The sequence below is a fragment of the Streptomyces sp. NPDC057697 genome (assembly GCF_042799335.1).
Taxonomy (GTDB): domain Bacteria; phylum Actinomycetota; class Actinomycetes; order Streptomycetales; family Streptomycetaceae; genus Streptomyces.
Map to the genome: position 1 here is coordinate 494,333 of NZ_JBHVJA010000004.1, position 21,288 is coordinate 515,620.

Sequence of the window (21,288 nt, forward strand, 5' to 3'; positions counted from 1 at the left end):
CGGTCACTCTCCCGCGTCGTGCTTGTGCTCATAGGCGCGCACGGCGACGACGTGCGCCGACGCCGCCCCGTTGGTGGCTTCGACGACGACCCGGATCGCCGAGGTGGTGACCGGCTCCGCCAGTGCATGCGTCACGCGCCGCCGCCGATTGCGCGCCGCACGGGCGATCACGCGCCAGGTGCCGTCAGTATCCAGTGCCTCGACGCGATAGTCGCGCAGGAGGGTGGGGAGGACGTCGAAGGGGGTGCGGTGGTGGTGCAGGTTGATCAGGTCCTCGTTGACGTCGTCGTCGGCGACGACCTCGATCCGGCCCAGGTCGACGGGTTCGGGCCAGGCCAGCTCGACCCAGGGCGCAGGGTCCTTGGCCGGCGGCGCGGAGACCCACATGTGCGGTCCCGCGTACGGGCGGGCGTAGCCGTCGACGGCCTTGGCGGGCGCGTAGGCCGAGGTCCCTCCCGTACGGAGGCAGAAGGTGCGGCGCAGCAGTCCCGCGTCCGTCCACTCGCGCAGCGGCTGCGGCGATTCGTCCGAGGGACGCAGCGGGACCCGAGTGAAGCACAGGACGCCGGGGGTCGGGCGGTCGGAGCGGTGCAGGGCGAGGGCGTCGTTGGCGCGGACGACCAGGAAGGCGTTGCGCGGGGTCTCGGGAGACCAGTCCAGGCCCGTCCGCAGCCACTGCCGGGCACCGGCGGCGACGGGCAGGGTGAGGGAGGTGACCAGGCGGCGCGGTACGTAGTTCTGGCCGAGTTCGGGGTCGTACAGATCGATCACGACCTCGGTGTCGCGGTCGGCGTCGACGAGCAGCTCCACCCCGGAGAGGCCCGGGTCCGCGGGGAGGACGAGTCCGGCGTCCGCCGTGAGCGGCCACAGCCCGTCGGAGTCCTCGACCGCCAGACGGTCCAGGGCGGACGAGGCCGTGGCCGTCGCCCGCAGCGCCAGGTCGTCCGGGTCCGTCGAGGCGAGGCCGATGAGCGAGGCGTCCTGGCGCAGCAGCGTCCGGTGCAGTTCGGGCACGGGGAGTTCGCGCGGGGCGACCTTCCCGGCGGCACAGAGCGCCGCCGCCGTGCCGGCCGCCTGGCCGATCGTGGCGCAGGTCGCCATGACCCGGGTCGAGCCGAAGGCGACGTGGCTGGCGGAGATGTTGCGCCCGGCGAACAGCAGGTTCTCGGTGTTCACCGAGTAGAGGCTGCGGTACGGAATGTGGTAGATGCCGTCCGCGTAGCGCTGTCTGGCACCCGCCTCGGTGGCGTACATGCCCTGGGGCGGATGCAGGTCGATGGACCAGCCGCCGAACGCGACCCGGTCGGCGAACTCGGTCTGGCCGAGGATGTCGCCCTGGTGGAGGACGTAGTCGCCGAGGAAGCGCCGGTACTCGCGCTTGCCGGGGACCGAACCCACCCACTCCAGGGTCATGTTCGCCGCGTCGAACTCGCCGGAGTTCTTGATGTGGTCCCAGATGCCGTGGATCACCGCCCACAGCTCGTCACGGATGCGCTCGTTGTCGTGGACGGTGTCGAGTTCGCCGCCGAACTCGATCCACCAGTACGCGCAGCCGTTGTCACCCGCCTTGATGATGCGGCGCTGCGGGATGGAGGTCCGGCCGATGTCCTTGGCGAAGTCCGGGCGCACGAACTTGACCGGGTGCCCTGCGTCCTTCGTGTAGAAGAGGAGCGTGGAGCCCAGGGTGATGTCGTCGGCCGTCTCCGGAGCCCATGCCTCGTCGTACTCGGCACGCGACTCCCGGCCGATGCGGTGGTGGGCGCCCGCCAGGTGGCCGATCAGGCCGTCTCCCGTGCAGTCGAGGAAGAGGGAGCTCTCGAAACATATCCGCCGCTCCGAGCCCATCATCCAGCCGGTGACCGATGTGATCCGCCGGGCCTCGTCCGGGCCTTCGGCGTCGACCTCGCGCACATCGGTGTTGAGGTACAGCGTGATGCCGGGCTCGGCCCGTACGGCGTCCAGGACCACGGCGTCCCAGTAGTAGGGGTTCCCGTCCGGGTTGCGGAACTGGTTCTCCACGAGCAGCTCGCCCATGATGCCGCCCTCACGGGCGTGGTGGTTCTTGCCGTGGCCGGTCGCGCCGCACACCCAGACGCGGACCTCGCTGCTCGCGTTGCCGCCGAGCACCGGCCTGTTGTTGATCAGCGCGACGCTCCGGCCGAGCCGGGCCGCGGCGATCGCCGCGCAGACCCCGGCCAGGCCGCCGCCGACGACGGTGATGTCGTGCTGTGCGGTTTCATTCCTCATGTCGTACGTCACTTACTTCCAGTCGGGATTGGCCGCGAGGCCGTAGTAGATGCGCGGGGCGCCGTCGACGGTGAGGGCGACCTTGCCGCCGGAGGCCCGCAGAGAGCGTTCCTGGCCGATGCAGTTCAGCTCCCGCACCGTGCCGTCGACCGTCCCCGAGTGGGCGACGACCACGGTCCTCGTCGTCCAGGTGTCGACCCAGGGCTCCGGCGATGCGTACCACGGGTCCTCGCCGTGGTCGGAGTTGAGGACGTACCCGTCCTTGCGGCTCCAGACGATCGACACCGGTCCGCCGGGCGTGGTGAAGAGGAGCCCCTTGATGTCCCGGTCCGCGAAGGCGAGATGCCGGACGAACTCGGCCTCGTCCAGGACCCGGGCAGCGGTCGCGAAGGCGAGGAGCGAGGGCTTGGCGCTGGTGTCGCGGTTCATCAGGCCGTAGTGGTACTCGGGGTTGGCCGGGTCCGCCTCCTGCGGGTGGTAGAGCACCGAGTCGTGGAGCTGGTACCAGTTGACGGCACGCACCTTCTCGGACTTCGCGAGAGCGAGGGTGAGCAGGGTGTTCTCGGCGGCGTGCCGGTAGGTGTCGCTCCACCACGCGTTGGGCCGGGTCGGCGCGTACGCCTCGGTGAGCCAGAGCTCCTTGTCGCCGCCGTACTCCTCCAGCACCTGGTTGGCCTTGCGCAGTGCGCCGAGGAAGTTCCAGTACGAGCCGGAGGGCCCCTGCGTCCACTCCTCGGGCGGCGGCGCGAAGTCGGGGGTGAAGTTGCCGCGGCCGGGGTGGAAGGCGAACGCGTCGATGAGGTCCCAGCCGCCCGCGGCACGGAAGTTCTCGGTCCATACGTAGTCCATGCCGCCGAGGCCGGCGTTCATGACCTTCATCCGCGAGCCCGCCGCGTCGAGGCGCGTGGTGACCTGGCGCAGACCGTCCCGGACGTAGGCGTCGGCGCCGCGGCCCGACATCCAGGGCTGGTTGACCTCGTTGCTCACCTCGAAGTACGCGGCCCCGGCGTCCAGGGCCTTGGCGACGTTCGTGTCGGCCCAGGCCGCGATCTGCTCCGGACCACCGCCCACGGGGATGCCGCTCAGCTCCACGTTGTGTCCGATGCCGTTCGCGTCCAGGGTCGCGACGTCGATGCCCGGGGCACCCGCGTAGGCGATGCGGATCCACTTGATGCCGAGCGTCTTCACCAGCCCGAGTACGGCGTCCTTGCCGGGCTTCAGCAGCCAGGGGTAGTTGGCGAGGCCGAACATCGACTCCTTGCCCGCCCGGTACGCGAACTCCGGGAGCACGCTCAGATTCGTGCGGGCCAGTGCCCTGTCACTGCCGCTGACCACCTCGACCTGGGTGAACACGATGTTCTGCGAGGGGGAGACGACGGGGAAGGAGGCGTTCCAGGCGGCGCCCGCCGGAAGGCTCCGGCAGAGCGTCCCGCCGGCGATCCTGTTGCCCCCGAAGTCCCGCGCCCACCACGTCAGGGTCACCTTCCTGGCCGTGGCGGAGCCGTTGACGACCTGCGCCTTGAGCGTCATCGTCTGCCCGGCCGCCTTGTAGAGGTTGAACGGCTGGTCGGTCCACACCTCCACGCCGAGGGGCCTCCCGGCGGCGAGCGCCCCCGCCGCGCGCGGCCGCAGATCGCCGAGGACCAGATCGGCCTCGGTGACCGCGGTGCCCGCACCGGTCGAGGTGCCGGGGGAGTGGACCCATGTGGCGTTCGTGTTCGCGGGGTTGGTGGACGGGAGACAGAAGAAGCCCTTCGTCCCCGCCCACGTCTCCACGTACGCGCCGCCCGCGTTGACCTCGTACGGGATGCCGCCCCGGGCGTCCCGCTCCCAGACGGTCAGCGCTTCGTACGACTCCGCGGCGCTCGCCCCGTACACCGTGCGGGAGAACATGAAACCGGCCGGTGTGAGCGTGCCGGAGCCGCCGACCTCCCACTTCATGTGCGCCTTGCCGGGGGTGACGTCGAAGATGCCGCGCACCGTGACCCCGGGCGCGCCGCTCGCCATCGTGTACGTGACCTGGATCGCGGGCCGCCCGTCGGAGAGCGTGACCCGGGCGGGCGTGCCGCCGAAGGTGCGCTGCTGGCCGAGCGCGGTGTCCTTGATCATGAAGTGGCTGAGCAGGACGCGGTCGGTGCCCGCACCGTCCCGCACGAGGACGCTTCCGTCGCTCCGGCCGACCAGGGTGATTCCGTCGGCCTCGATGGTGACCGGGTCCGCGGCGAACGCGGGAACGGCCGGCAGCAGCGCGGCGCCGGTGGCGGCTGCCGTGCCCTGGACGAATCTGCGGCGGGCGACTGACATGGAGGTGCCCTTCTCTTGTTCGGGATGTTCCGGATGCTGCGCGAGTCTTGAAGCGGAACGTGCGGTGGGGGAGACGGGGATCGGCCCCGGTGGGACTCAGCCCTTGACTCCGGTGAAGCCGAGCCCGGCGACGATGTACTTCTGGCAGACGACGAAGACGAGCACCGGCGGGGCGACGGCGAGGACCATCGCGGCGATCAGCTGGTCCTGCGGAGCCTGCGTGGCGAGCTGGGCGAGCGCGACGCTGATCGGCTGCTTCTCCGGGTCGGTGATGGCCACCAGCGGCCAGATGAAGTCCTTCCAGGAGTGCATCACCGCGAGCAGACTGATCACGGCGAGCACCGGCTTGCTCATGGGCAGCACGATCCTGGTCAGCAGCTGCCGGGTGCTCGCCCCGTCGACCCGTGCCGCGTCGAACAGCTCCTTCGGCAGGGCGTCGAAGAACTGCTTGGCGAGCAGCACCGTGAAGGCGTTCGTACCGGCCGGCAGCCAGATCGCCCAGTAGGTGTCGCCCAGGTTCAGGTGCAGGAACGGCACGTCGATCACGGTCATGAAGAGGCTGACCATGTTCACCGTGTACGGCACGAACATCGTGGCGAGGATCGCCCCGTAGACGACCTTCCCGAACTTCGGCCTGAGCACCGAAAGGGCGAAGCCCGCCGTGGCCGAGACGAAGAGCTGCACGAACCACGATCCGCCGACCACCAGGAAGGTGTTCATCAGATAGCGGCCGACGCTCAGATCGGTGTACGCCGCCGCGAAGTTGCCCAGCGCCGGCCGGTCCGGCCAGAGCGCCAGGGGCTGGGTGGTGAGCTCGGTGGGCGGCGAGACCGCGCCCTTGACCATCCAGTACAGCGGCCCGATGCCGATGAGCAGCAGCAGGATCAAGGTGAACACCTGGATGGAGCGCACCGCGGCGCGCACACCGGGGCGCTGACGGTCGCTGGCGGAGACGAAGGTGGTGAGCGTGGTCATGACGTGCTCCAGCTGCGGGTGGCCCGCAGATACACCGCGGAGAGCAGGGCGAGGGTGAGCACCATCAGGAAGGAGAGCGCGGCGGCCTGGCCGTACTCGCCGTCCTGGAAGGCGTACCGGAAGATCAGCAGCAGGACCGTGAGGGTGGAGTTCTCGGGCCCGCCGCCGGTGAAGATGTACGGCTCGGTGAAGACCTGCACCGTGTTGATCAGCTGGACGAGCAGCAACAGCCCGATGACGGAACGCAGCTGGGGCAGCATCACATGCCAGATCCGCCGCCAGATCCCGGTGCCGTCCACCTCGGCCGCCTCGTAGAGCTCGCCGGGAATGCCGACCATCGCCGCGAGGTAGATCAGGACGGCTCCGCCCATTCCCGCCCAGGTGGCCTCCAGGACCAGCGAGAGCATGGCGCTGTCGGAGGACTCCAGCCATGTGTACGGGCCGAGCCCGACCTTGCCGAGGACGTTGTTGAAGAGCCCGCTGCCGGGATCGTAGAACCACTTCCAGAGCAGGATCGCCACCACGGGCGGGATGACCACCGGCAGGTACACCAGGAAGCGGTAGACGCCGGCGCCGCGCCGCACCGTCGACATGATCGCGGCCAGGACCAGTGGGGCCGGGAAGCCGATCAGCAGGCAGAGGGCCACGAAGAACAGTGTGTTGCCGACGGCGGTGCCGAGCAGCGGATCGTCGAACAGCGTACGGAAGTTGTCCAGGCCGACCCAGACCGCGGGCTCGACCAGATTGGTCTTCTGGAAGCTGATCAGCAGGCTGCGTACGATCGGCCACCAGGCGAAGAGCCCGAAGACCAGCAGCGCGGGAACGAGGAACAGCCAGGCCGTGAGCTGTCTGCGGGCGCCGGTGCCCCGCCGCCGCGGCAGGGCCGACGGCACGGGCTTCTCGGACAGGTCGGCCGGGCGCCTGGACGGAGTGAGCAGTGCCATGGGGCGGCTACTTCTGGTCCGCGGCGAGCTTGGCATTGACGTCCCTCTCGGCCGAGGCCAGCAGGGCGTCGATGTCGGCGTCACGCTTGGTGAGCACGGCCTGGACCACCGGGTCGAGCGCGGTGTACAGCTTCTGCGCCTGGTACGGCGGCTCCGGCTTCAGCTTCAGCGCGGAGAGCCCGTCGATGTACGGCTTGAAGCTCTCCAGCTTCACATTCACGTACGGCTTGACCGCGGCGTCGATCTCGTTCTGCCGCTTCTGGTCGAAGACCGGCAGCGTCGGCACGCCCACCGCGGACTTCGGGTCGGCGGAGAGCGCCTTGGCCTGCTCGGCGGCCGTCTCGGTGCTGTACTGCGGCTTGGCGTAGGCGAAGGTCAGCCACTCGACGGCGGCTGCCGCGTGCTTCTTGTCGGCGGACTTCGGGACCATGTAGATGTCACCGCCGGTGAGAGTCGCGTCGCCACCGGACTGCGGCATCGGAGCCACCCCGAAGGCGTCGGTGTTCTCCATGCCGAACTGCATCTTCGCCAGTCGGTACGTCCCCGGGCTGCCCATGAACATGCCGACCTGCCCGGCCGCGAACTGCTTGATCACGTCGTTCTGGTTGTTGAGGAGGGTCTTGCCGAGCGAATCGTCCTTCCAGCGCATGTCCTTCAGCAGCCGCAACGCCTTCTTCGTCGGCTCCCCGGTGAGCGTGGCGGTGTACGTGCCGTCCTCCTCCTTCTCCAGCTCGCCGCCGAACGCGTACGACAGCATGGTCAGCTGCCAGCCGCCCTGGTTGTCCTTGGACTCGTGGACGAAGCCCGCGTTGCCGGTGCTGTCGCTGATCTTCTTGGCGGCCGTCCGGACTTCCGCCCAGGTGGCCGGCGGCCGGTCGGGGTCGAGCCCGGCCTTCTCGAAGAGCTCGCGGTTGTAGACCAGCCCCTGGGCGTACGGATTCTGCGGTACGCCGTACACGTCGCCGGCGCCGTCGGTGAGCGGCTGGAGGACCTGGGGGTTGAACTCCTTGAAGTGCTTCCACTCCTTGAGCTGCCCGGTGATCGGCTGCACCTGCTTCTGCTGGATGAGCCGCTGCGGCTCGGTCAGCGGCACCTTGATGACGTCCTCGACGTTGCCGCCGGACAGCTTCGCGGAGAACGTCAGCGGGTCGAAGACCGTGGTCGACCCCTTGACCTTGATGCCCGGGTTGGCCCGCTCGAAGTCGGCCACCTGCTTCCTGAACAGGGCGAGTCCCGGCTTGTCGGTGGCCGGCGGCATGCCCTGCACCCGCAGCACGAGGTCGCCGTCCCCGCCGGCGCTGCTCGGAGTGAGGGAGGAACAGCCCGCGAGGGTCGCGGTCAGCGCCATGCAGCCAAGTATGGCCGCACAGCGGGAGTTTCTGGGCATAACGGCTCCAAGAAGGGCAGGAGTGGGCTCGGTGCGGTGCAGTACGGAGTGGTGTTCGTCGTGGGGGTGCGCGCCGGGGATCAGCGGACGGGTGCGGGGCCCGTCGAGGCGCGAGGGATCAGGCGGGAGCCGATCTCCACGAAGGGGGCCGGGGTCCCGGGGCCGCTTCCCGTGCGGCCCGTGGTGTTCGCGATCGTCTCGATCAGGAGGTCTCCCGCCCGCGTGGCGATCTCCTCGGGGTCGATCCTGATCGTCGTGAGGCTGGGGGTGGAGACGGAGGCGAGCAGAGTGTCGTCGATGCCGATGACGCTGACGTCGCGCGGCACGTTCACGCCGAGGTTGGCCATCTGGTGCAGTACGCCGAGGGCGACCAGGTCGTTGTGGGCGATCACGGCCGTCGCCTCATGCGCGGCGACGAGGGTCGCGGCGTGCACGCCCGTCTCGAACCGCGGCTCGTACGGGCCGAGTTCGGAGAGGGAGAGGTCGAGCGCCTCGAAGGACTCCTGGATGGACTTGCCGCGGCTCAGCTCGGCGCGGGACGCGTTGATGAAGACGCAGCGCCGGTGCCCGTACGCCTTCAGCTGCTCGGCGGCCTGTGCGATGCCCGCGGACAGCGAGATCCTGACCTCGGGGATGCCCGGCACGTGCCGGTTCACCACCACCAGCGGCATCCGGGCCGCGAGTTCGTGGAGCCGGTCCTCGGTGAGGGTGGAGGCCCACAGGATCAGGCCGTCGACCCGCTTCGACACGGCCGCGATCGCGGCCAGTTCGTCCGCCTCGCGCTCGTCGCTGTCGGCGACCAGGACCGTGTAGCCCAGGTGCCGGGCGCGGGCCTGCATCGCCTTGATGATCGGGGGGAAGAACGGGTTGGCGATGTCCGGGACGATCAGGCCGAGCGTTCCGGTGCCGCCGCCGCGCAGTGAACGGGCGGCCGGGTTGGCGGAGTAGCCGAGCCTGGCCGCGGCGTCGAGGATGCGCTGCCGCGTCGTCGGCTGCACCTGGTCGGGCGCGGTGAACGCTCGGGACACCGTCGACACCGACACGCCCGAGGCGCTCGCCACCTCCCGGATCGTGACTGCCACGGACCGCCTCCTCGTCGTCCTGAGCCGGGTGATCCCGGCCGTCCCGCATCTGAATCCTGCGAATGCGGTTGATGTTTGCGAACGTTCCCATGGCGTGTCAAGACACGTGTCATGACTAATTGTTCGAAGGAAACCCTCTTGACGCACGGGTCTTGTGCTCCGGCTCGACTGCTGCTGATGATGTGTTCTCAGGAACGGTACTGAAGTTGCGGGAACGTTTTCATAGAAGGAGTGGAATGAAGATCACCGGCCTGGAAGTGCTGACTCTCCCCGACCACGGCGACAGCATGATGCTGGTCGTGGTCGACACCGACGAGGGCATCCACGGCCTGGGCGAGGTCGGCATCAGGTCCCGCCAGCGGGCGGTCGCGGGAGGTCTCGAACACCTGGCGGACCTGATCGTCGGCGAGGACCCGCGGCGGATCGAGCACCTCTGGCAGGTGATGTTCCGGCGCGGGTTCTTCCCCGCCGACCGGATACTCGGCGCCGCCGTCGCGGCGGTGGACGTGGCCCTCTGGGACATCCGGGGCAAGGCGCTCGGCGTGCCGGTGCACGAGCTCCTCGGCGGCCGGGCGCGCGACCACGTACCCGCCTATGTGCATGTCGGCGACGGCTACCACGACCGCGCGTGGTTCCTGGGCCGCTGCCGCGACCTGGTCGCCGAGGGCTGGCGGCATCTGCGGTTCGCCTCGCCGCACGACGCCGACGGCACGCTCGACGCCCGCCGCTGCCTGCGCGATTCGGTCGATCTCTTCCACCAGGTGCGGGACGCCGTCGGCGACGAGGTGGAGCTCATCCTGGACGTCCACACGCGTCTGGATCCGCCGGAGGCACTGACCCTGTGCCGCGAGATCGAGTCGGCCCGCCCGTACTTCGTCGAGGACCCGCTGCGCTGCGAGAACCCGGACAGCTACCGGATGCTGCGGGCCCGCACCGGCGTACCGCTGGCCGCAGGCGAGCAGTACGGCTCCAAGTGGGAGTTCAGGACCCTCGTGGAGGGCGACCTCATCGACTACGCGCGCGTGGACGTCGGGGTGGCCGCGGGGCTGACCGAGGCGAAGAAGATCGCGGCGATGGCGGAGGCCCATCACATCAAGCTCGCCACCCACAACCCGCTCGGCCCGGTCACCGCCGCGTCCTCGCTCCAGCTCAACCTGGCCTGCCCCAATGTGGCGATCCAGGAGCACCAGACCGACCCCGATCCGGCCATCGCCGCCCTCTTCACCGTGCGGCCGACGATCCGGCCCGGACGGGTGGAGCGGAGTGAACTGCCGGGCATCGGCGTCGACATCGACCGGGCGGAGGCGCGGCGGTTCCAGGCCGCTGCCGCCGAGCGCCCGCAGTTGCGCACCGCGGACGGTGCGTTCACCAACTGGTAGGAGCCGCCTGGGGCCGGAACGTACGGGCCGCCCACGGCAATGCCGTCGGCACGGGGCGGGGCCCGATCCTCCGCCCCGCCGTTCACCGTCCCGGCGGGCCACTGCCCGCATCCACACACCGAGCACGATCTCCGACTCCAGAAAGTGAGGCGAGTTCCGTCGTGTTGTTCACAAGAGCCGCAAGACCGGTCCGGCTGGGCCTGGTCGGCATGGCGTTCATGGGCGTGCTGATAGGCGCGTCGGCGACGCCGGCCGACAGCCAGGAACGCGAGAAGCTGAGGGTGACGGTCGTGTCCTCGCGGCCCGGCACGGTGTCGGGGGACGACGCCCTGATACGGGTCGAGGTGCCCGCCTCCATCGCCGCCGGCCAGGTCCGGGTCGAGGCGGACGGCCGCGATGTGACACCGAGCTTCCGGCCTTCGGGCGACCACGCGCTGATGGGCGTGGTGAAGGGGCTGTCCCGGGGCGCCAACAGACTGACGGCCAGGGCCGGGGGCGTGGACTCCGGGCAACTCACCCTGAAGAACCACCCCATCACGGGGCCGATGTTCTCCGGCCCGCACGAGCAGCCGTTCATCTGTGACACCGCCGCGTTCAAGACCGTCACCGGCGACACCCTCGGGCAGCCGCTCGACGAGGACTGCTCGGTCGGGACCCGCGTCGACTACATGTACCGCACCACGGCCGGCACGTTCGTTCCGCTGCCCGACGAGAACGCCCGGCCCGCCGACCTGGCGACCGCGACGACGAGCACGGGCGAGAAGGTGCCCTACATCGTCCGCGTGGAGACCGGCACCATCAACCGAGGCATCTACGAGATGGCCATGCTGTACGACCCGGGCGCCGGTGCCCCCGACCCGCTGGTGCGCGGGCCGGGCTGGAACGGGCGCCTCGTGTACGGCTTCGGCGGGGGCTGCGACGGGGGCTGGTACGTCCAGGGCCGCAACACCGTCGGCATCATGAACGACACGTATCTGAGCAAGGGCTACGCCGTCGCGTCGTCCTCGCTGAATGTCTTCGGCAACAACTGCAACGACGTGCTCGCCGCCGAGACCATGAGCATGGTCAAGGAACACTTCGTGGAGACGTACGGCGTTCCGGCCTTCACCATCGGAAACGGCTGCTCCGGCGGCTCGTACCAGACCCATCAGATCGCCGACAACTACCCGGGTCTGCTGGACGGCATCCTCTCCGGGTGCAGCTTCCCCGACGTCGGCTTCGGGACGATCCAGACGCTCAGCGACGCCCGGCTCCTGAACCACTACTTCAAGGACGTCGCGCCGAACGTGTTCACCGAGGAGCAGCAGAGGGCGGTCTCCGGGTTCGGGAAGTGGGAGAGCATCGGCAGCCTGGCCAGGGCCGGCGGCCGTATCGACCCCACGGTGTTCTGCCCGGTCCAGCTGCCCGCGGCACAGCGCTACGACCCCGCCGCCAACCCGGACGGCGCCCGCTGTGACGTCTACAGCCACACCGTGAACGTCTACGGCGAGGTTCCGGAGACCGGGAAGGCGCGCAGGCCGCTCGACAACACCGGTATCCAGTACGGACTCGAAGCCCTGAACAAGGGGACCATCGACATGGACCGGTTCATCGACCTGAACCGGCGCATCGGCGGCCTCGACGACGACGCCAGACCCGCCGCGAAGCGCACCGCCGCCGACCTCAAGGCGGTACGGCTCGCCTACCGCACGGGCCGCCTGCTGAACGGCGGCGGCGGCCTCGCCGACATTCCGATCATCGACTACCGCGACTACACGGACGACGCGGCGACCGGCGACATGCACATGCGCTTCCACTCCTTCTCCACCCGGGCGCGCCTGGACAAGGCCAACGGCACCCACGCCAACCAGGTCATGCTCACCCGCTCCGACGGGCACGGCTTCACCCTCGCCGGGATGCTGTCCGACATGGACCACTGGCTCACCGGCATCAAGGGGGACTCCAGCGACGACGCGCCCATCGAGAAGATCGTCCGCCACCAGCCGCAGGGCCTCACGGACGCCTGCTGGACCCGTGGCACGGGCGCGAAGAAGATCGCGGAGCCGCAGGTCGAGGGTATCGACAACACCCAATGCAACACCCTCTACCCGGTGTGGACATCGCCGCGGATGGTCGCAGGAGCGGATGTGGCCAATGACATCATCAAGTGCCGCAAGCGTCCCGTGACCCGATCCGACTACCAAGTTCCGGTGAGCGACGGCCAGTTCGAGGATCTGAAGGCGATCTTCCGGGACGGTGTCTGCGACTGGTCCATCCCGGGGGCGGGACAGCAGGGCCTCGCCGGTACCTGGCTCTCTTTCGACCAGGAGTAGCAGCAGAAGAAACAGCACCGTGGCGGGGCGAGACGCGGTCCGGGGGAGCGGCGACCGGGTCTCGTGCGGCCGGAGTCCAGGTGGGACAGGCAGAGCCCGGTGCCCGGAACGCTCAGGCGTTCCGGGCACCGTCAGCGCGAGCGGCAGCGCCCGAGCCCGGGTGCGGGGCCCTCGCCATGGCCGAACTCGCCGATGAGGCGGGGACCCGGAGTGCGTGGAGGCGTTCAGGTCAGCTGTACCGAGCGGGTGGAGTTGCCCATCACCACGCGGTCGATGGCGCTGACGGCGCTGCCGGGGTCATCAGCGGCGCCGACGGCGAGGAGCAGCGGGACGAAGTGGTCGGCCGTCGGATGGGCGACCGCGGCGCCGGGTGCCTTGTTGCAGTAGTCGGTGAGGGCGTCGGCGTCACCCCGGGCAAGGGCGTCGACGGCCCACGCGTCGAAAGCCCTGGTGTCGGCGGCGAGCTCCGGTCGGCGGAAGACGGCGAAGCTGTGCGTCATGAAGCCCGAGCCGAGGACGAGGACGCCTTCTTCGCGAAGCGGCCGCAGGCGTGCCCCGAGCTGGAGCAGGGCGTCGGGGTCGAGGCTGGGCATCGACAGCTGCACGACCGGGACGTCGGCCGCGGGATACATGGCCATGAGCGGGATGAATGCGCCGTGGTCGAGGCCGCGGTCGGTGAACTCGTGCACCGGCGTGCGACCCAGCAGGCCCGTGAGCCGCCGAGCCAGATCGGTGGCGTCCGGGGTCGCGTAGGGAAGGGTCTTGTAGCGGGGGTGGAAGCCGCTGAAGTCGTAGAAGAGCGGAGTGCCGGCGGCGGCACCGGATATGGCGACCGGTGCCTGTTCCCAGTGGGCCGACACGACAACGATGGCCCGGGGCTTGGGCATCGACCGGGCCCAGTCGTAGAGGTCGGCGAGCCACTGCGGATCGTCGAGGGTGAACGGGGCCCCGTGGCTGACGAAGAGACTCGGCATGCGCCCGTCCGAGGGCTGCCACATCCGTTGCTCGCGTGCCTGCGGCAGGACCCGGGCGAGGAGGTCGTCGTACGCCGCGGCCGGTCTGCGCGACGGGAAGGGTGAGGTCAGGCCGTCCGGGGCGGCCACGCCGTGTGTGGTGGTCATCGAAATCAGCTCCTTCACTTGCCCAGGCAAATGTTTTTACTTGCCTGGGCAAGTTGAAGCTAACCCGATATGGCTTGCCTGGGCAAGTGATGCGAGGTGTCCGGGCACGTATGATGGGGATCATGGACATCCAGTCACCCTGGCTCGACGACGGCCAGCAGGACCTGTGGCAGGCTCTTCTCACCGTCGTCATCGCCCTCCCGGCGGCCCTCGACCGCCAACTGCAACGAGACGCGGGCATCTCCAACTTCGAGTACGGGGTCCTGGCCCGGCTGTCCATGGCCGACGGGACCACGATGCGGCTCAGTGAGCTGGCCCGGGTGTGCGACAGCACCCAGCCCCGTCTGTCGAAGGCGATGGACCGTTTCGAAGCCCGGGGGTGGGTCGCCCGCCGACCCGATCCCGACGACGGCCGCTACACCCTCGCGGCCCTGACCGATGCCGGCCGGCAGAAGCTCGTCGAGAGCGCCCCGGTGCACGTCGCACAGGTGAAGCGGCTCGTGTTCGATCCGCTCGGCGCTGCTCAGCGCCGCCATCTGGAGGCCGCGCTCACGCGTATCGCCGCCACCGTGCGCCGGGAGCTCGAAGGAGGCTGAACGTCACCTCCTGGGCAGCCCCCGCCGCCCGGTGCACCCTGGATTCAGGCGGTGTTCGGATGGGGCTTCGGCGTGCGGACCCCGGCCCGTACGCCGCACCGGGTGCGGACCTCAAGGGCTCAGCGCCCGCCCCCCGGCTCACTGCCGTTTCCGTCGACGGGCTGGAGGCCGGCGGTCCATTTCTCCTCGATGCGGCCGAACCTCCAGACCGCGAACGCGGCGATCCAGGTGGCGGCGAAGAGACCGACGACGAGGTAGCCGATGACGTTGAGGTCGAGGCCGCCGACCCAGTCCCAGAACGGTCCGTGCAGGTCCAGCTTCTCGCCGACCAGACCCAGCAGCTCGACCGTGCCGATGATGAGGGCGACGGCGACGGACAGGCCGGTGATGGTGAGGTTGTAGTAGACCTTGCGGACCGGCTTGGAGAAGGCCCAGCCGTAGGCGAAGTTCATGAACGAGCCGTCGATCGTGTCCAGCAGTGACATGCCCGCCGCGAAGAGGACGGGCAGGCAGAGGATCGCGTACCACGGCAGTCCGGAGGCCGCGCCGGTCCCGGCGAGGACCAGGAGGGCGATTTCGGTCGCGGTGTCGAAGCCGAGCCCGAAGAGCAGGCCGAGCGGGTACATCTGCCAGGGCTTGGTGATGGACTTCATCAGACGGCCCAGGAGCCGGTTCATGAAGCCGCGGTTGTTGAGCTGCTCCTCCAGGGCCGCCTCGTCGAAGTGTCCTGACCTCATCCGGCGGAAGACCTTCCAGATCCCGGCAAGGATGACCGCGTTGATGATGGCGATGGCGTAGAGGAAGGCCCCGGAAACGGTGGTGCCGATCCAGCCGGTGACGTCGTGCAACTGGGAGCCGTCGTTCACCACGGGCCCGGCGAGTGCCCTGATGCCGAAGGAGAGCAGGACCGCGAGGGCGAAGACGATGCTGGAGTGCCCGAGCGAGAACCAGAAGCCGACCGACAGGGGCCGCTCGCCTTCGTGCATGAGCTTGCGGGTGGTGTTGTCGATGGCGGCGATGTGGTCGGCGTCGAAGGCGTGGCGCATGCCCAGGGTGTAGGCGGTGACGCCGATTCCGACGCCGAAGGTCTTCTCGCCGAGGCTGTAGTGCTCGGGAGCGACGATCGCCACGAGGGTGAACCAGCCGATCACATGCAGCGCCGTGATGAACGCGGCCATTCCGGCCACACGCCGCCACTCCGCCCGGGTCATGGACCCGGCGAAGCGCTGCCATCGGGAGCCGGAACATGCTGGTGAGGTGGGGGCGGCGGCTTTCATGGCGTCTTCTTTCGGTTCGCGTTCCACAATTAACGCGAGAAGACTGCTCCTGCAACCTATGTGCAATAAGTGTTTTGAGTTGATATGACCGAAAGGTCGACCTGCGGCTGATCGAAGCTTTGCCCCACCGTGGGGTGGGCGTGGCATTCGGCCAGGCCGATGCGGCCGGACCACCCGGAGTCCGGGGCCGTCGCCCTGTGCGAGGTCCTCCGCCGCACCTCCGTCCGCTCTTGGCCGTGACGGCCCGGTTCTCACGGCGGCTTGCGTATCGAGCGAGCTCCCGCAGGACACTCGCCCGGTACGGGGCGGGGTGATACCGGGCTGCTCGCGCGCCGGTCCGCGAGTCTGGGCCGCCCCAGCGCGACCCCGGCGAGGACCAGGACCAGCCCGCACAGTTGCTGAGCGGTCACGACTTCCCCGGCGACGGCGGTACCGAGCAGTACGCCGGTGACGGGGTTGAGCAGTCCGATCAGTCCGACCGTCCCGGCGGGCAGCTGCCGGAGACCGGTGAACCAGGCGACGAAGGCCAGCGCCGTGGCCACCAGGGCGACGTAACCGAACGCGAGGAGCGTCGACGGGGGGAGTGCGGGCGCAGACCCCTCCATGACGGCGGCGACCGGAAGCAGGATCACGCCCCCGGCGGTCAGCTGCCAGGCCGTCGAGGCAAGCACATCGGCGCCGCCGCTCCACCGTTTGCTCAGGATGTGGCCGAAGGACGACACCAGCATGGCGGCGGCCGAGGCGAGAACCCCCGGCACGCTCACCCCGTCCGCCCCCGTGAGCAGCATGAGGCAGACCCCGGCGAATCCGACCGCGGCCCCGGCCAGGTGGGCGGTGCGCGGTCGCTCGGACAGCAGGGGCCAGGCGATGAGCATCATCGTCAGTGGGGACATCGCCATGACGGTCGAGGCCACGCTCGTCGGAAGCAGCTGGGAGGCGGCGTAGACGAGGACGAAGAACACGCTCATGTTGAGGAACCCGAGCACCGCGGAGCGCCCCCACCACACGCCGCGGGGCCGCTGCCTGCACAGGGCCAGCAGAGCCAGGCCGGCGGGCAGCGCCCGCAGGGCGGCCCCGTACAGCGGGCGGTCCGCCGGCAGGAACTCGTGCGTGACGAAGTAGTTGGTTCCCCAGGCCACCGGTGCGACCGCGGTCAGGGCAACCCAACGCATATTGGCTTCCATGGAAGGCAATATAGCTTCTCGGGAAGCTATTGTGGAGGTCATGGAACACCGTCAACCGCTGGACCGAGTGGCCCGCATCCAGGCCGACTGGCGCCTCGAACGGCCCGACGTCGACGTCGGGCCGCAGGGTGTGATCGGCCGACTGCACCGCTTGGCCGACCTGCTCACCGAGGAGCTGTGCCTCGTATACGGCCGCTACGGCCTCGGCGAGGGGGAGTTCGACGTTCTGTGCGCACTGCGCCGCGCCGGTAAGCCCTACGAACGCGCGCCCGGCGAGCTCGCGGCGCACACCATGGTCACCACCGGCGCGATGACGAAGAGAATCGATCGCCTGGAGCGAGCCGGGCTCGTCACCCGCCGCCGCTCGGACGACGACCAGCGCGGCCGGATCGTCGCCCTGACCACGGCCGGACGCGAGCTGATCGACCGGGCGTTCACCGACCACATGCACAACGAACGCCGCCTGCTGGACGTGCTGACTCCGGCCGAGGCCCGGACACTTGAATCGTTGCTCACCACCTGGCTCTCCCGCATGGAACCCCCATACTCCGCCACCGGCGAGTGATGCCTCGCCCGCACCGAATCAAGCGCTGTCGGACAGTGGCAGCCGTACCGGCCGCCCTGCCGGGGGCACCGCCGTGGAGCTGCGGCCGAGACGAGTCACCCATCCGCCGATGTGATCCATACGCCCATGGAACGCACCGGCGGATCCCGGTGTATCGCTGCCATGAGGCGGCTCCGGGTGTTCTTCCGCGGCGCCGTCACCCTGGGAAGGGCGCGACCGTTCGTTCACCGGCCAGCGCGTTGAGCCGTGTGGCCGCGTCGTCGTCGAGGAAGAGGAGGGTCATGGCCTGGCCGTTGTGCCGGACGTAGAAGCGCCGTTCCCCGTGCTCCAGCTCGTCGATGAGACAGCCGACCACCATGAGGTCCGCCCAGTCGTCGTGGACGTCGATGGGCCAGCTGTTCCGCCGGCCGTTGGCCGTGTACTCGATCCATGCCTCTTCCTCGCCGAGGTCGACATGGTCCCGCACGTCGGACAGGGCGTCCGGCAGACCGGTGATACGGCACAGCTGCCGGGCGATCGCCACGTACGACCCCGGCCCCCGGACGCACTCGGTGTCGAAGTGCCATGCCCGGTCGCAGAACCACCGCTCCCACGGCTCTTCCTCGACCGCGCAGCCCAGCGCGAACAGCAGCAGGTCGAACGGCTTGCGCTCGTACTCCTCTCGCGGCCACGAGTACAGCAGTTCGTCCACGGTCCGGTCGGCCGCGAGCGGCAGCCCCAGTTCCGCCAACCTGTCCAACTGATCTTCAAGCAGCATGGCCGGGATCGTAACCGCCGCCTCCGACAACGCCCCCGCATGCGGCGACGCGGGCTCCGCCACCGACGTGCCGCGACTCCCGGCCCTGTCGAGCAGGTGACTTCTCCACCGAGAACGCGAAGCGCGCACACCGCAAGTGCACGACGAGCGTCCCCGGCTGGTGCGACCGCCTCCGACCGCCCCCGGCCGTCGAGTTGGCCGGTACGATCACCTGCGCCAGTTCAAGTACGCGAGCGGTGACCCGCCGCGCGCGGCGCCGGAAAGATGGACGCATGCGCCGACTGCTTCTGCTCGCCCCGCTGTTGCTGCTCACCGTCGGCTGCGGTGTGGTGCAGTCTCCCGAGGACGAGGCGACGAACGCGGCACGGGAGGTGGCCAGGAAGGCGGGCGAGCGGCTCTACGGTCAGCGTCCGCGCACCGCGGTGGAGGTCGGGCGCTCCGCTTCCGGCGTCGAGGGGGTGGAGGTGCTGCGGGTGACGGGTACCTCGACACACGACGGAAACGGCGTCGATGTGATCGTCCGCGCATCCGGCTCGGCGTACAGCGGATGGGTCGACCCCGAGGAGATCACCGTGCGGCGCTGCTTCACGGTGCGCGTGTCGCCCAAGTCGGAGTGGCGAGAGACTCCACGTGACGTGAGCTGCCCGGACGGTCCTCCACTGACCTTCGCCCCGCCCCCCGAACCACTCCGCCTGCCGTACGAGGAGCTCCGCGCGAGACTTCCCCGGGTACGCGAGGGCGGCCAGGTGGACGAGGCCGGGGTCCGCCGTGTGCTCGCAGCCCTGGACCTGCCTCGGGCGATCCGTACTGAGGTGAAGGCGGACGGCGGACGGGTGGGCGTGCTCCTGTCGGTGAAGGGCAACGGCTTCGACGCGCAGGACTGCCTGCTCGCCCGCGTGGCTCCCGGCGCCACCGAGGTGTGGGTGCCGCCCCGGATCCAGCGGATGCCCGGAGAAGGTGGTTGCACCACCGGCAACGCACTGGACCCGAGTCCGTCACCGCACTGAACGAGATGTGCGGCTCCGGCGAGGGTGCCGCCAGAGCCGGAGCCGTCGGCCATCTGTCACAACCCCGCTGTCACAACCCCGCGCCACCGCCAGCGGTGAGCAGCCGTCGTTCGGCGCCCCGGGCAGGGGGCCAGTGGCGCTGACGCGGAGGCTCAGCCGAGGGCCGACTGGCTTCTGTCCGAAGGGCCCTGTGGGGACAGGGTGGGCGTGACGTCCGGCGCGGGCGTCGATGCAGGGCCCGTGCGCAGGATGTCCTCGACACCACGCAGGAACGTCTCGCAGATCAGCGCCGGGTCGAAGAGGCAGCCGGCTGCCATCGCGCCGTCCCGCAGCATGACGAAGTGCCGGCCTGCCGCGTCGGCGGGCACGCAGTCGGCGTTTTCCAGGAGTTGCGTGGCGGTTTCCAGGAACCATTGCCGATGGGCCAGCACGGCCTGGTGGACGGGGTGGGTCGGGTCGGGATACTCGGCCGCCGCGTTCAGGAAGGCGCATCCGCGGAACCCGGAGGACTGGATGCCTTCGGCGATGGACCGGCTCAGGGCCCGGACTGTGTCGGCAGCGGTCAGGCCCTGTGCGCGGATGGCCGCTACCTGCCCTCGAATGCCGTGATCGGCCTGCTGGAGGTAGGAAAGGATCAGTTCTTCCTTGCCCTTGAAATGACGGTACAAGGTGGCGCGAGTGACCTGGGCCTCCGCGATGATCCTGTCCACACCGACGGAATGGATCCCCTCGGCGTAGAAGATCCGGGTGGCCGTGTCGAGCAGCCGCGCCCGTGCCTCGGAGGTGCTCCCGCCTGCTGTGCTCGCGCTCATGGGGCCACCGTACCAGGCGGCGAGGGAGAACGTTCGGTCTTGACGGACGGGGTGCGGTCCCCTTGAATGAAGCATGAGACTGAACGTTCTCCCTCTCTCTTGCTCTCCTCTCCGAGGCTGGTGACTTGAGAGAAGAAAGGGTCACGGCAGCTCCGTATGGACTGCGGCACCCGATGGTCCCGCCCCTCGCACCATCCGCCCTTCCCGAAAGGTCCCCTCATGGACACCTCTACCGTTGCCCCGGCTCCTGCCGCCGGTGCTGCCGCAGCGCTGCGCAAGCTGTACTTCCTGCGCTTCGGCTTCGCCGCCGTATGGGCAGCCCTGCTGTTCGCCTCTCCTCGCACCCTGGGTTCCCTCAATGCAACGCTGCTGGTGATCTACCCCTTGTTCGATGTGGCGTGTGCGGTCGTCGATGTCAGGTCCGCCAAGGCCAACCAAGGTCCCGTGCGCGGCCTCTACGTGAACATCGTGCTGAGCGCTCTCACGGTTGCGGGCCTGGTCGTCGCCGCGACCTCCGGTATTCCGGCCGTTCTGCGGGTCTGGGGCGTCTGGGCCATCACCGCAGGTCTCGTCCAGCTGGTCGTCGGGGTCCTGCGGCGCGGCATGGGAGGGCAGTGGCCGATGATCGCAAGTGGCGCTATCTCCTCCCTCGCCGGAGCCTCGTTCGTCGCCCAAGCGGGCAAGGGCGACGCCTCCTTGAGCACCCTGGCCGGCTACGCCTTTCTCGGTGGGGTCTTCTTCCTCGTCTCCGCACTCCGCCTGGGGCGAGCCGACACGGCCGGATGATCGGGAACGGCTCGACCGGGTGAGTCCACGGGGCGAACGCCACCTGCCGCTGACGGTCGCCATGCCGCGCGGGAGGGCTGCGCCGGACAGCAATCAACTGGCGGCGTTCGGCACGGAGTTACGCCCTGGGTACTGCTCGCCGTCCTCGGCGCGATCCACGTACCCGTCGAGCACCGCCCTCCCGCCGCGCCGGCCATCGTCCGGCCGGATCGCCCCCGCCGTTCGCGCGGCGGCAGCCGACGCCGAGTCGCGGGTGCCAGAGCCGTTTCCAGCCGTTGTGCCCGGCCCGTACCTCGTACTGGCGCCACCCCTCGCGGACCTCCGGGCTGCCCTTGTCCAGTTCCCGGATCGTTCGGGTTCTGTGGTCTTCCGCGTCGGAACCACCGCGAGGGGGCGGGGCCGCCGGTGGGGTGCTGTCGATCGGGCGAGGCCGGCGAGCCCACCGGCCTCACTGCGCGGCGTCCGCCCGACCCCGTCCCTCCACTCGCCCGTCCCTTCACCCGCCCGTGTCGAACCGGTCGGCACCGGACGCCAACTCCTTTGCGCCCGAACC

The 21,288-nt window shown here is 69.6% G+C and carries 18 protein-coding genes; 6 read left to right on the top strand and 12 right to left on the bottom strand.

Going from position 1 to position 21,288, the window contains the following annotated elements:
- Positions 1 to 3: 3 nt before the first annotated feature.
- The 6 genes from ACFVFH_RS15345 to ACFVFH_RS15370 all read right to left on the bottom strand — a co-directional run bounded on the left by ACFVFH_RS15345 (position 4) and on the right by ACFVFH_RS15370 (position 8,939).
- Positions 4 to 2,247, bottom strand: a complete 2,244-nt coding sequence (locus tag ACFVFH_RS15345) for an FAD-dependent oxidoreductase (protein WP_383767890.1) — start codon at positions 2,245 to 2,247, stop codon at positions 4 to 6.
- A 12-nt stretch (positions 2,248 to 2,259) separates the two neighbouring features.
- Complete coding sequence (locus ACFVFH_RS15350) at positions 2,260 to 4,551, bottom strand: hypothetical protein (protein WP_383767893.1); 2,292 nt, start codon at positions 4,549 to 4,551, stop codon at positions 2,260 to 2,262.
- A 96-nt stretch (positions 4,552 to 4,647) separates the two neighbouring features.
- Positions 4,648 to 5,526, bottom strand: coding sequence for a carbohydrate ABC transporter permease (locus tag ACFVFH_RS15355; protein WP_383767895.1), 879 nt, complete (start codon positions 5,524 to 5,526; stop codon positions 4,648 to 4,650).
- Entirely contained in the window at positions 5,523 to 6,470 is a 948-nt protein-coding gene (locus tag ACFVFH_RS15360; protein ID WP_383767897.1) for a carbohydrate ABC transporter permease, read from the bottom strand. The genes ACFVFH_RS15355 and ACFVFH_RS15360 overlap by 4 nt, the downstream gene beginning before the upstream one ends.
- A gap of 7 nt (positions 6,471 to 6,477) precedes the next feature.
- Positions 6,478 to 7,818 carry an ABC transporter substrate-binding protein gene (locus ACFVFH_RS15365; RefSeq protein WP_383767900.1) on the bottom strand — a complete coding sequence of 447 codons (1,341 nt, stop codon included), beginning with the start codon at positions 7,816 to 7,818 and terminating at the stop codon, positions 6,478 to 6,480.
- Between the two features lie 119 nt (positions 7,819 to 7,937).
- Positions 7,938 to 8,939: a LacI family DNA-binding transcriptional regulator gene (locus tag ACFVFH_RS15370; protein WP_383767903.1), complete on the bottom strand. Its 1,002-nt coding sequence runs from the start codon at positions 8,937 to 8,939 to the stop codon at positions 7,938 to 7,940.
- 236 nt (positions 8,940 to 9,175) lie between these two features.
- On the opposite strand from ACFVFH_RS15370, the gene ACFVFH_RS15375 reads away from it, so the two are divergent.
- Both ACFVFH_RS15375 and ACFVFH_RS15380 read left to right on the top strand, forming a co-directional pair.
- A complete protein-coding gene (locus tag ACFVFH_RS15375; RefSeq protein ID WP_383767906.1) occupies positions 9,176 to 10,318 on the top strand; it encodes a mandelate racemase/muconate lactonizing enzyme family protein in 1,143 nt (380 codons plus the stop codon).
- Positions 10,319 to 10,479: 161 nt separating this feature from the next.
- Positions 10,480 to 12,630, top strand: coding sequence for a DUF6351 family protein (locus ACFVFH_RS15380; protein ID WP_383767909.1), 2,151 nt, complete (start codon positions 10,480 to 10,482; stop codon positions 12,628 to 12,630).
- 224 nt (positions 12,631 to 12,854) lie between these two features.
- Here the strand turns inward: ACFVFH_RS15380 and ACFVFH_RS15385 are convergent, their stop codons facing one another.
- A complete protein-coding gene (locus tag ACFVFH_RS15385) occupies positions 12,855 to 13,751 on the bottom strand; it encodes a dioxygenase (RefSeq protein WP_383767911.1) in 897 nt (298 codons plus the stop codon).
- Between the two features lie 122 nt (positions 13,752 to 13,873).
- On the opposite strand from ACFVFH_RS15385, the gene ACFVFH_RS15390 reads away from it, so the two are divergent.
- Positions 13,874 to 14,347, top strand: a complete 474-nt coding sequence (locus tag ACFVFH_RS15390) for a MarR family winged helix-turn-helix transcriptional regulator (protein ID WP_383767914.1) — start codon at positions 13,874 to 13,876, stop codon at positions 14,345 to 14,347.
- Between the two features lie 119 nt (positions 14,348 to 14,466).
- Here the strand turns inward: ACFVFH_RS15390 and ACFVFH_RS15395 are convergent, their stop codons facing one another.
- Together ACFVFH_RS15395 and ACFVFH_RS15400 are read right to left on the bottom strand one after the other, a co-directional pair.
- Positions 14,467 to 15,558, bottom strand: a complete 1,092-nt coding sequence (locus tag ACFVFH_RS15395) for a HoxN/HupN/NixA family nickel/cobalt transporter (RefSeq protein WP_383768042.1) — start codon at positions 15,556 to 15,558, stop codon at positions 14,467 to 14,469.
- Between the two features lie 317 nt (positions 15,559 to 15,875).
- Positions 15,876 to 16,796, bottom strand: coding sequence for a DMT family transporter (locus ACFVFH_RS15400; protein WP_383768045.1), 921 nt, complete (start codon positions 16,794 to 16,796; stop codon positions 15,876 to 15,878).
- A gap of 52 nt (positions 16,797 to 16,848) precedes the next feature.
- Between ACFVFH_RS15400 and ACFVFH_RS15405 the strand changes: the two genes are divergently transcribed.
- On the top strand, positions 16,849 to 17,373 hold the full coding sequence (locus ACFVFH_RS15405; RefSeq protein WP_383767917.1) for a MarR family winged helix-turn-helix transcriptional regulator: 525 nt from the start codon (positions 16,849 to 16,851) through the stop codon (positions 17,371 to 17,373).
- A 196-nt stretch (positions 17,374 to 17,569) separates the two neighbouring features.
- On the opposite strand, the gene ACFVFH_RS15410 is transcribed toward ACFVFH_RS15405, so the two are convergent.
- Complete coding sequence (locus ACFVFH_RS15410) at positions 17,570 to 18,130, bottom strand: hypothetical protein (protein ID WP_383767920.1); 561 nt, start codon at positions 18,128 to 18,130, stop codon at positions 17,570 to 17,572.
- Between the two features lie 272 nt (positions 18,131 to 18,402).
- On the opposite strand from ACFVFH_RS15410, the gene ACFVFH_RS15415 reads away from it, so the two are divergent.
- Positions 18,403 to 19,137, top strand: a complete 735-nt coding sequence (locus tag ACFVFH_RS15415) for a translation initiation factor IF-2 (RefSeq protein ID WP_383767923.1) — start codon at positions 18,403 to 18,405, stop codon at positions 19,135 to 19,137.
- Between the two features lie 152 nt (positions 19,138 to 19,289).
- On the opposite strand, the gene ACFVFH_RS15420 is transcribed toward ACFVFH_RS15415, so the two are convergent.
- Positions 19,290 to 19,949, bottom strand: coding sequence for a TetR/AcrR family transcriptional regulator (locus ACFVFH_RS15420; protein ID WP_383767926.1), 660 nt, complete (start codon positions 19,947 to 19,949; stop codon positions 19,290 to 19,292).
- Positions 19,950 to 20,168: 219 nt separating this feature from the next.
- Between ACFVFH_RS15420 and ACFVFH_RS15425 the strand changes: the two genes are divergently transcribed.
- Complete coding sequence (locus ACFVFH_RS15425) at positions 20,169 to 20,735, top strand: hypothetical protein (protein ID WP_383767929.1); 567 nt, start codon at positions 20,169 to 20,171, stop codon at positions 20,733 to 20,735.
- Positions 20,736 to 20,853: 118 nt separating this feature from the next.
- Here ACFVFH_RS15425 and ACFVFH_RS15430 read toward each other — a convergent pair whose 3' ends face one another.
- Positions 20,854 to 21,156 carry a hypothetical protein gene (locus ACFVFH_RS15430; protein ID WP_383768048.1) on the bottom strand — a complete coding sequence of 101 codons (303 nt, stop codon included), beginning with the start codon at positions 21,154 to 21,156 and terminating at the stop codon, positions 20,854 to 20,856.
- Between the last annotated feature and the right edge of the window lie 132 nt (positions 21,157 to 21,288).

Coding starts and splice junctions, on each gene's coding strand:
- ACFVFH_RS15345 (WP_383767890.1), bottom strand. CDS start 2,247: ATGAGGAATGAAACCGCACAGCACGACATCACCGTCGTCGGCGGCGGC.
- ACFVFH_RS15350 (WP_383767893.1), bottom strand. CDS start 4,551: ATGTCAGTCGCCCGCCGCAGATTCGTCCAGGGCACGGCAGCCGCCACC.
- ACFVFH_RS15355 (WP_383767895.1), bottom strand. CDS start 5,526: ATGACCACGCTCACCACCTTCGTCTCCGCCAGCGACCGTCAGCGCCCC.
- ACFVFH_RS15360 (WP_383767897.1), bottom strand. CDS start 6,470: ATGGCACTGCTCACTCCGTCCAGGCGCCCGGCCGACCTGTCCGAGAAG.
- ACFVFH_RS15365 (WP_383767900.1), bottom strand. CDS start 7,818: ATGGCGCTGACCGCGACCCTCGCGGGCTGTTCCTCCCTCACTCCGAGC.
- ACFVFH_RS15375 (WP_383767906.1), top strand. CDS start 9,176: ATGAAGATCACCGGCCTGGAAGTGCTGACTCTCCCCGACCACGGCGAC.
- ACFVFH_RS15385 (WP_383767911.1), bottom strand. CDS start 13,751: ATGACCACCACACACGGCGTGGCCGCCCCGGACGGCCTGACCTCACCC.
- ACFVFH_RS15390 (WP_383767914.1), top strand. CDS start 13,874: ATGGACATCCAGTCACCCTGGCTCGACGACGGCCAGCAGGACCTGTGG.
- ACFVFH_RS15395 (WP_383768042.1), bottom strand. CDS start 15,558: ATGACCCGGGCGGAGTGGCGGCGTGTGGCCGGAATGGCCGCGTTCATC.
- ACFVFH_RS15400 (WP_383768045.1), bottom strand. CDS start 16,796: ATGCGTTGGGTTGCCCTGACCGCGGTCGCACCGGTGGCCTGGGGAACC.
- ACFVFH_RS15405 (WP_383767917.1), top strand. CDS start 16,849: ATGGAACACCGTCAACCGCTGGACCGAGTGGCCCGCATCCAGGCCGAC.
- ACFVFH_RS15410 (WP_383767920.1), bottom strand. CDS start 18,130: ATGCTGCTTGAAGATCAGTTGGACAGGTTGGCGGAACTGGGGCTGCCG.
- ACFVFH_RS15415 (WP_383767923.1), top strand. CDS start 18,403: ATGCGCCGACTGCTTCTGCTCGCCCCGCTGTTGCTGCTCACCGTCGGC.
- ACFVFH_RS15420 (WP_383767926.1), bottom strand. CDS start 19,949: ATGAGCGCGAGCACAGCAGGCGGGAGCACCTCCGAGGCACGGGCGCGG.
- ACFVFH_RS15425 (WP_383767929.1), top strand. CDS start 20,169: ATGGACACCTCTACCGTTGCCCCGGCTCCTGCCGCCGGTGCTGCCGCA.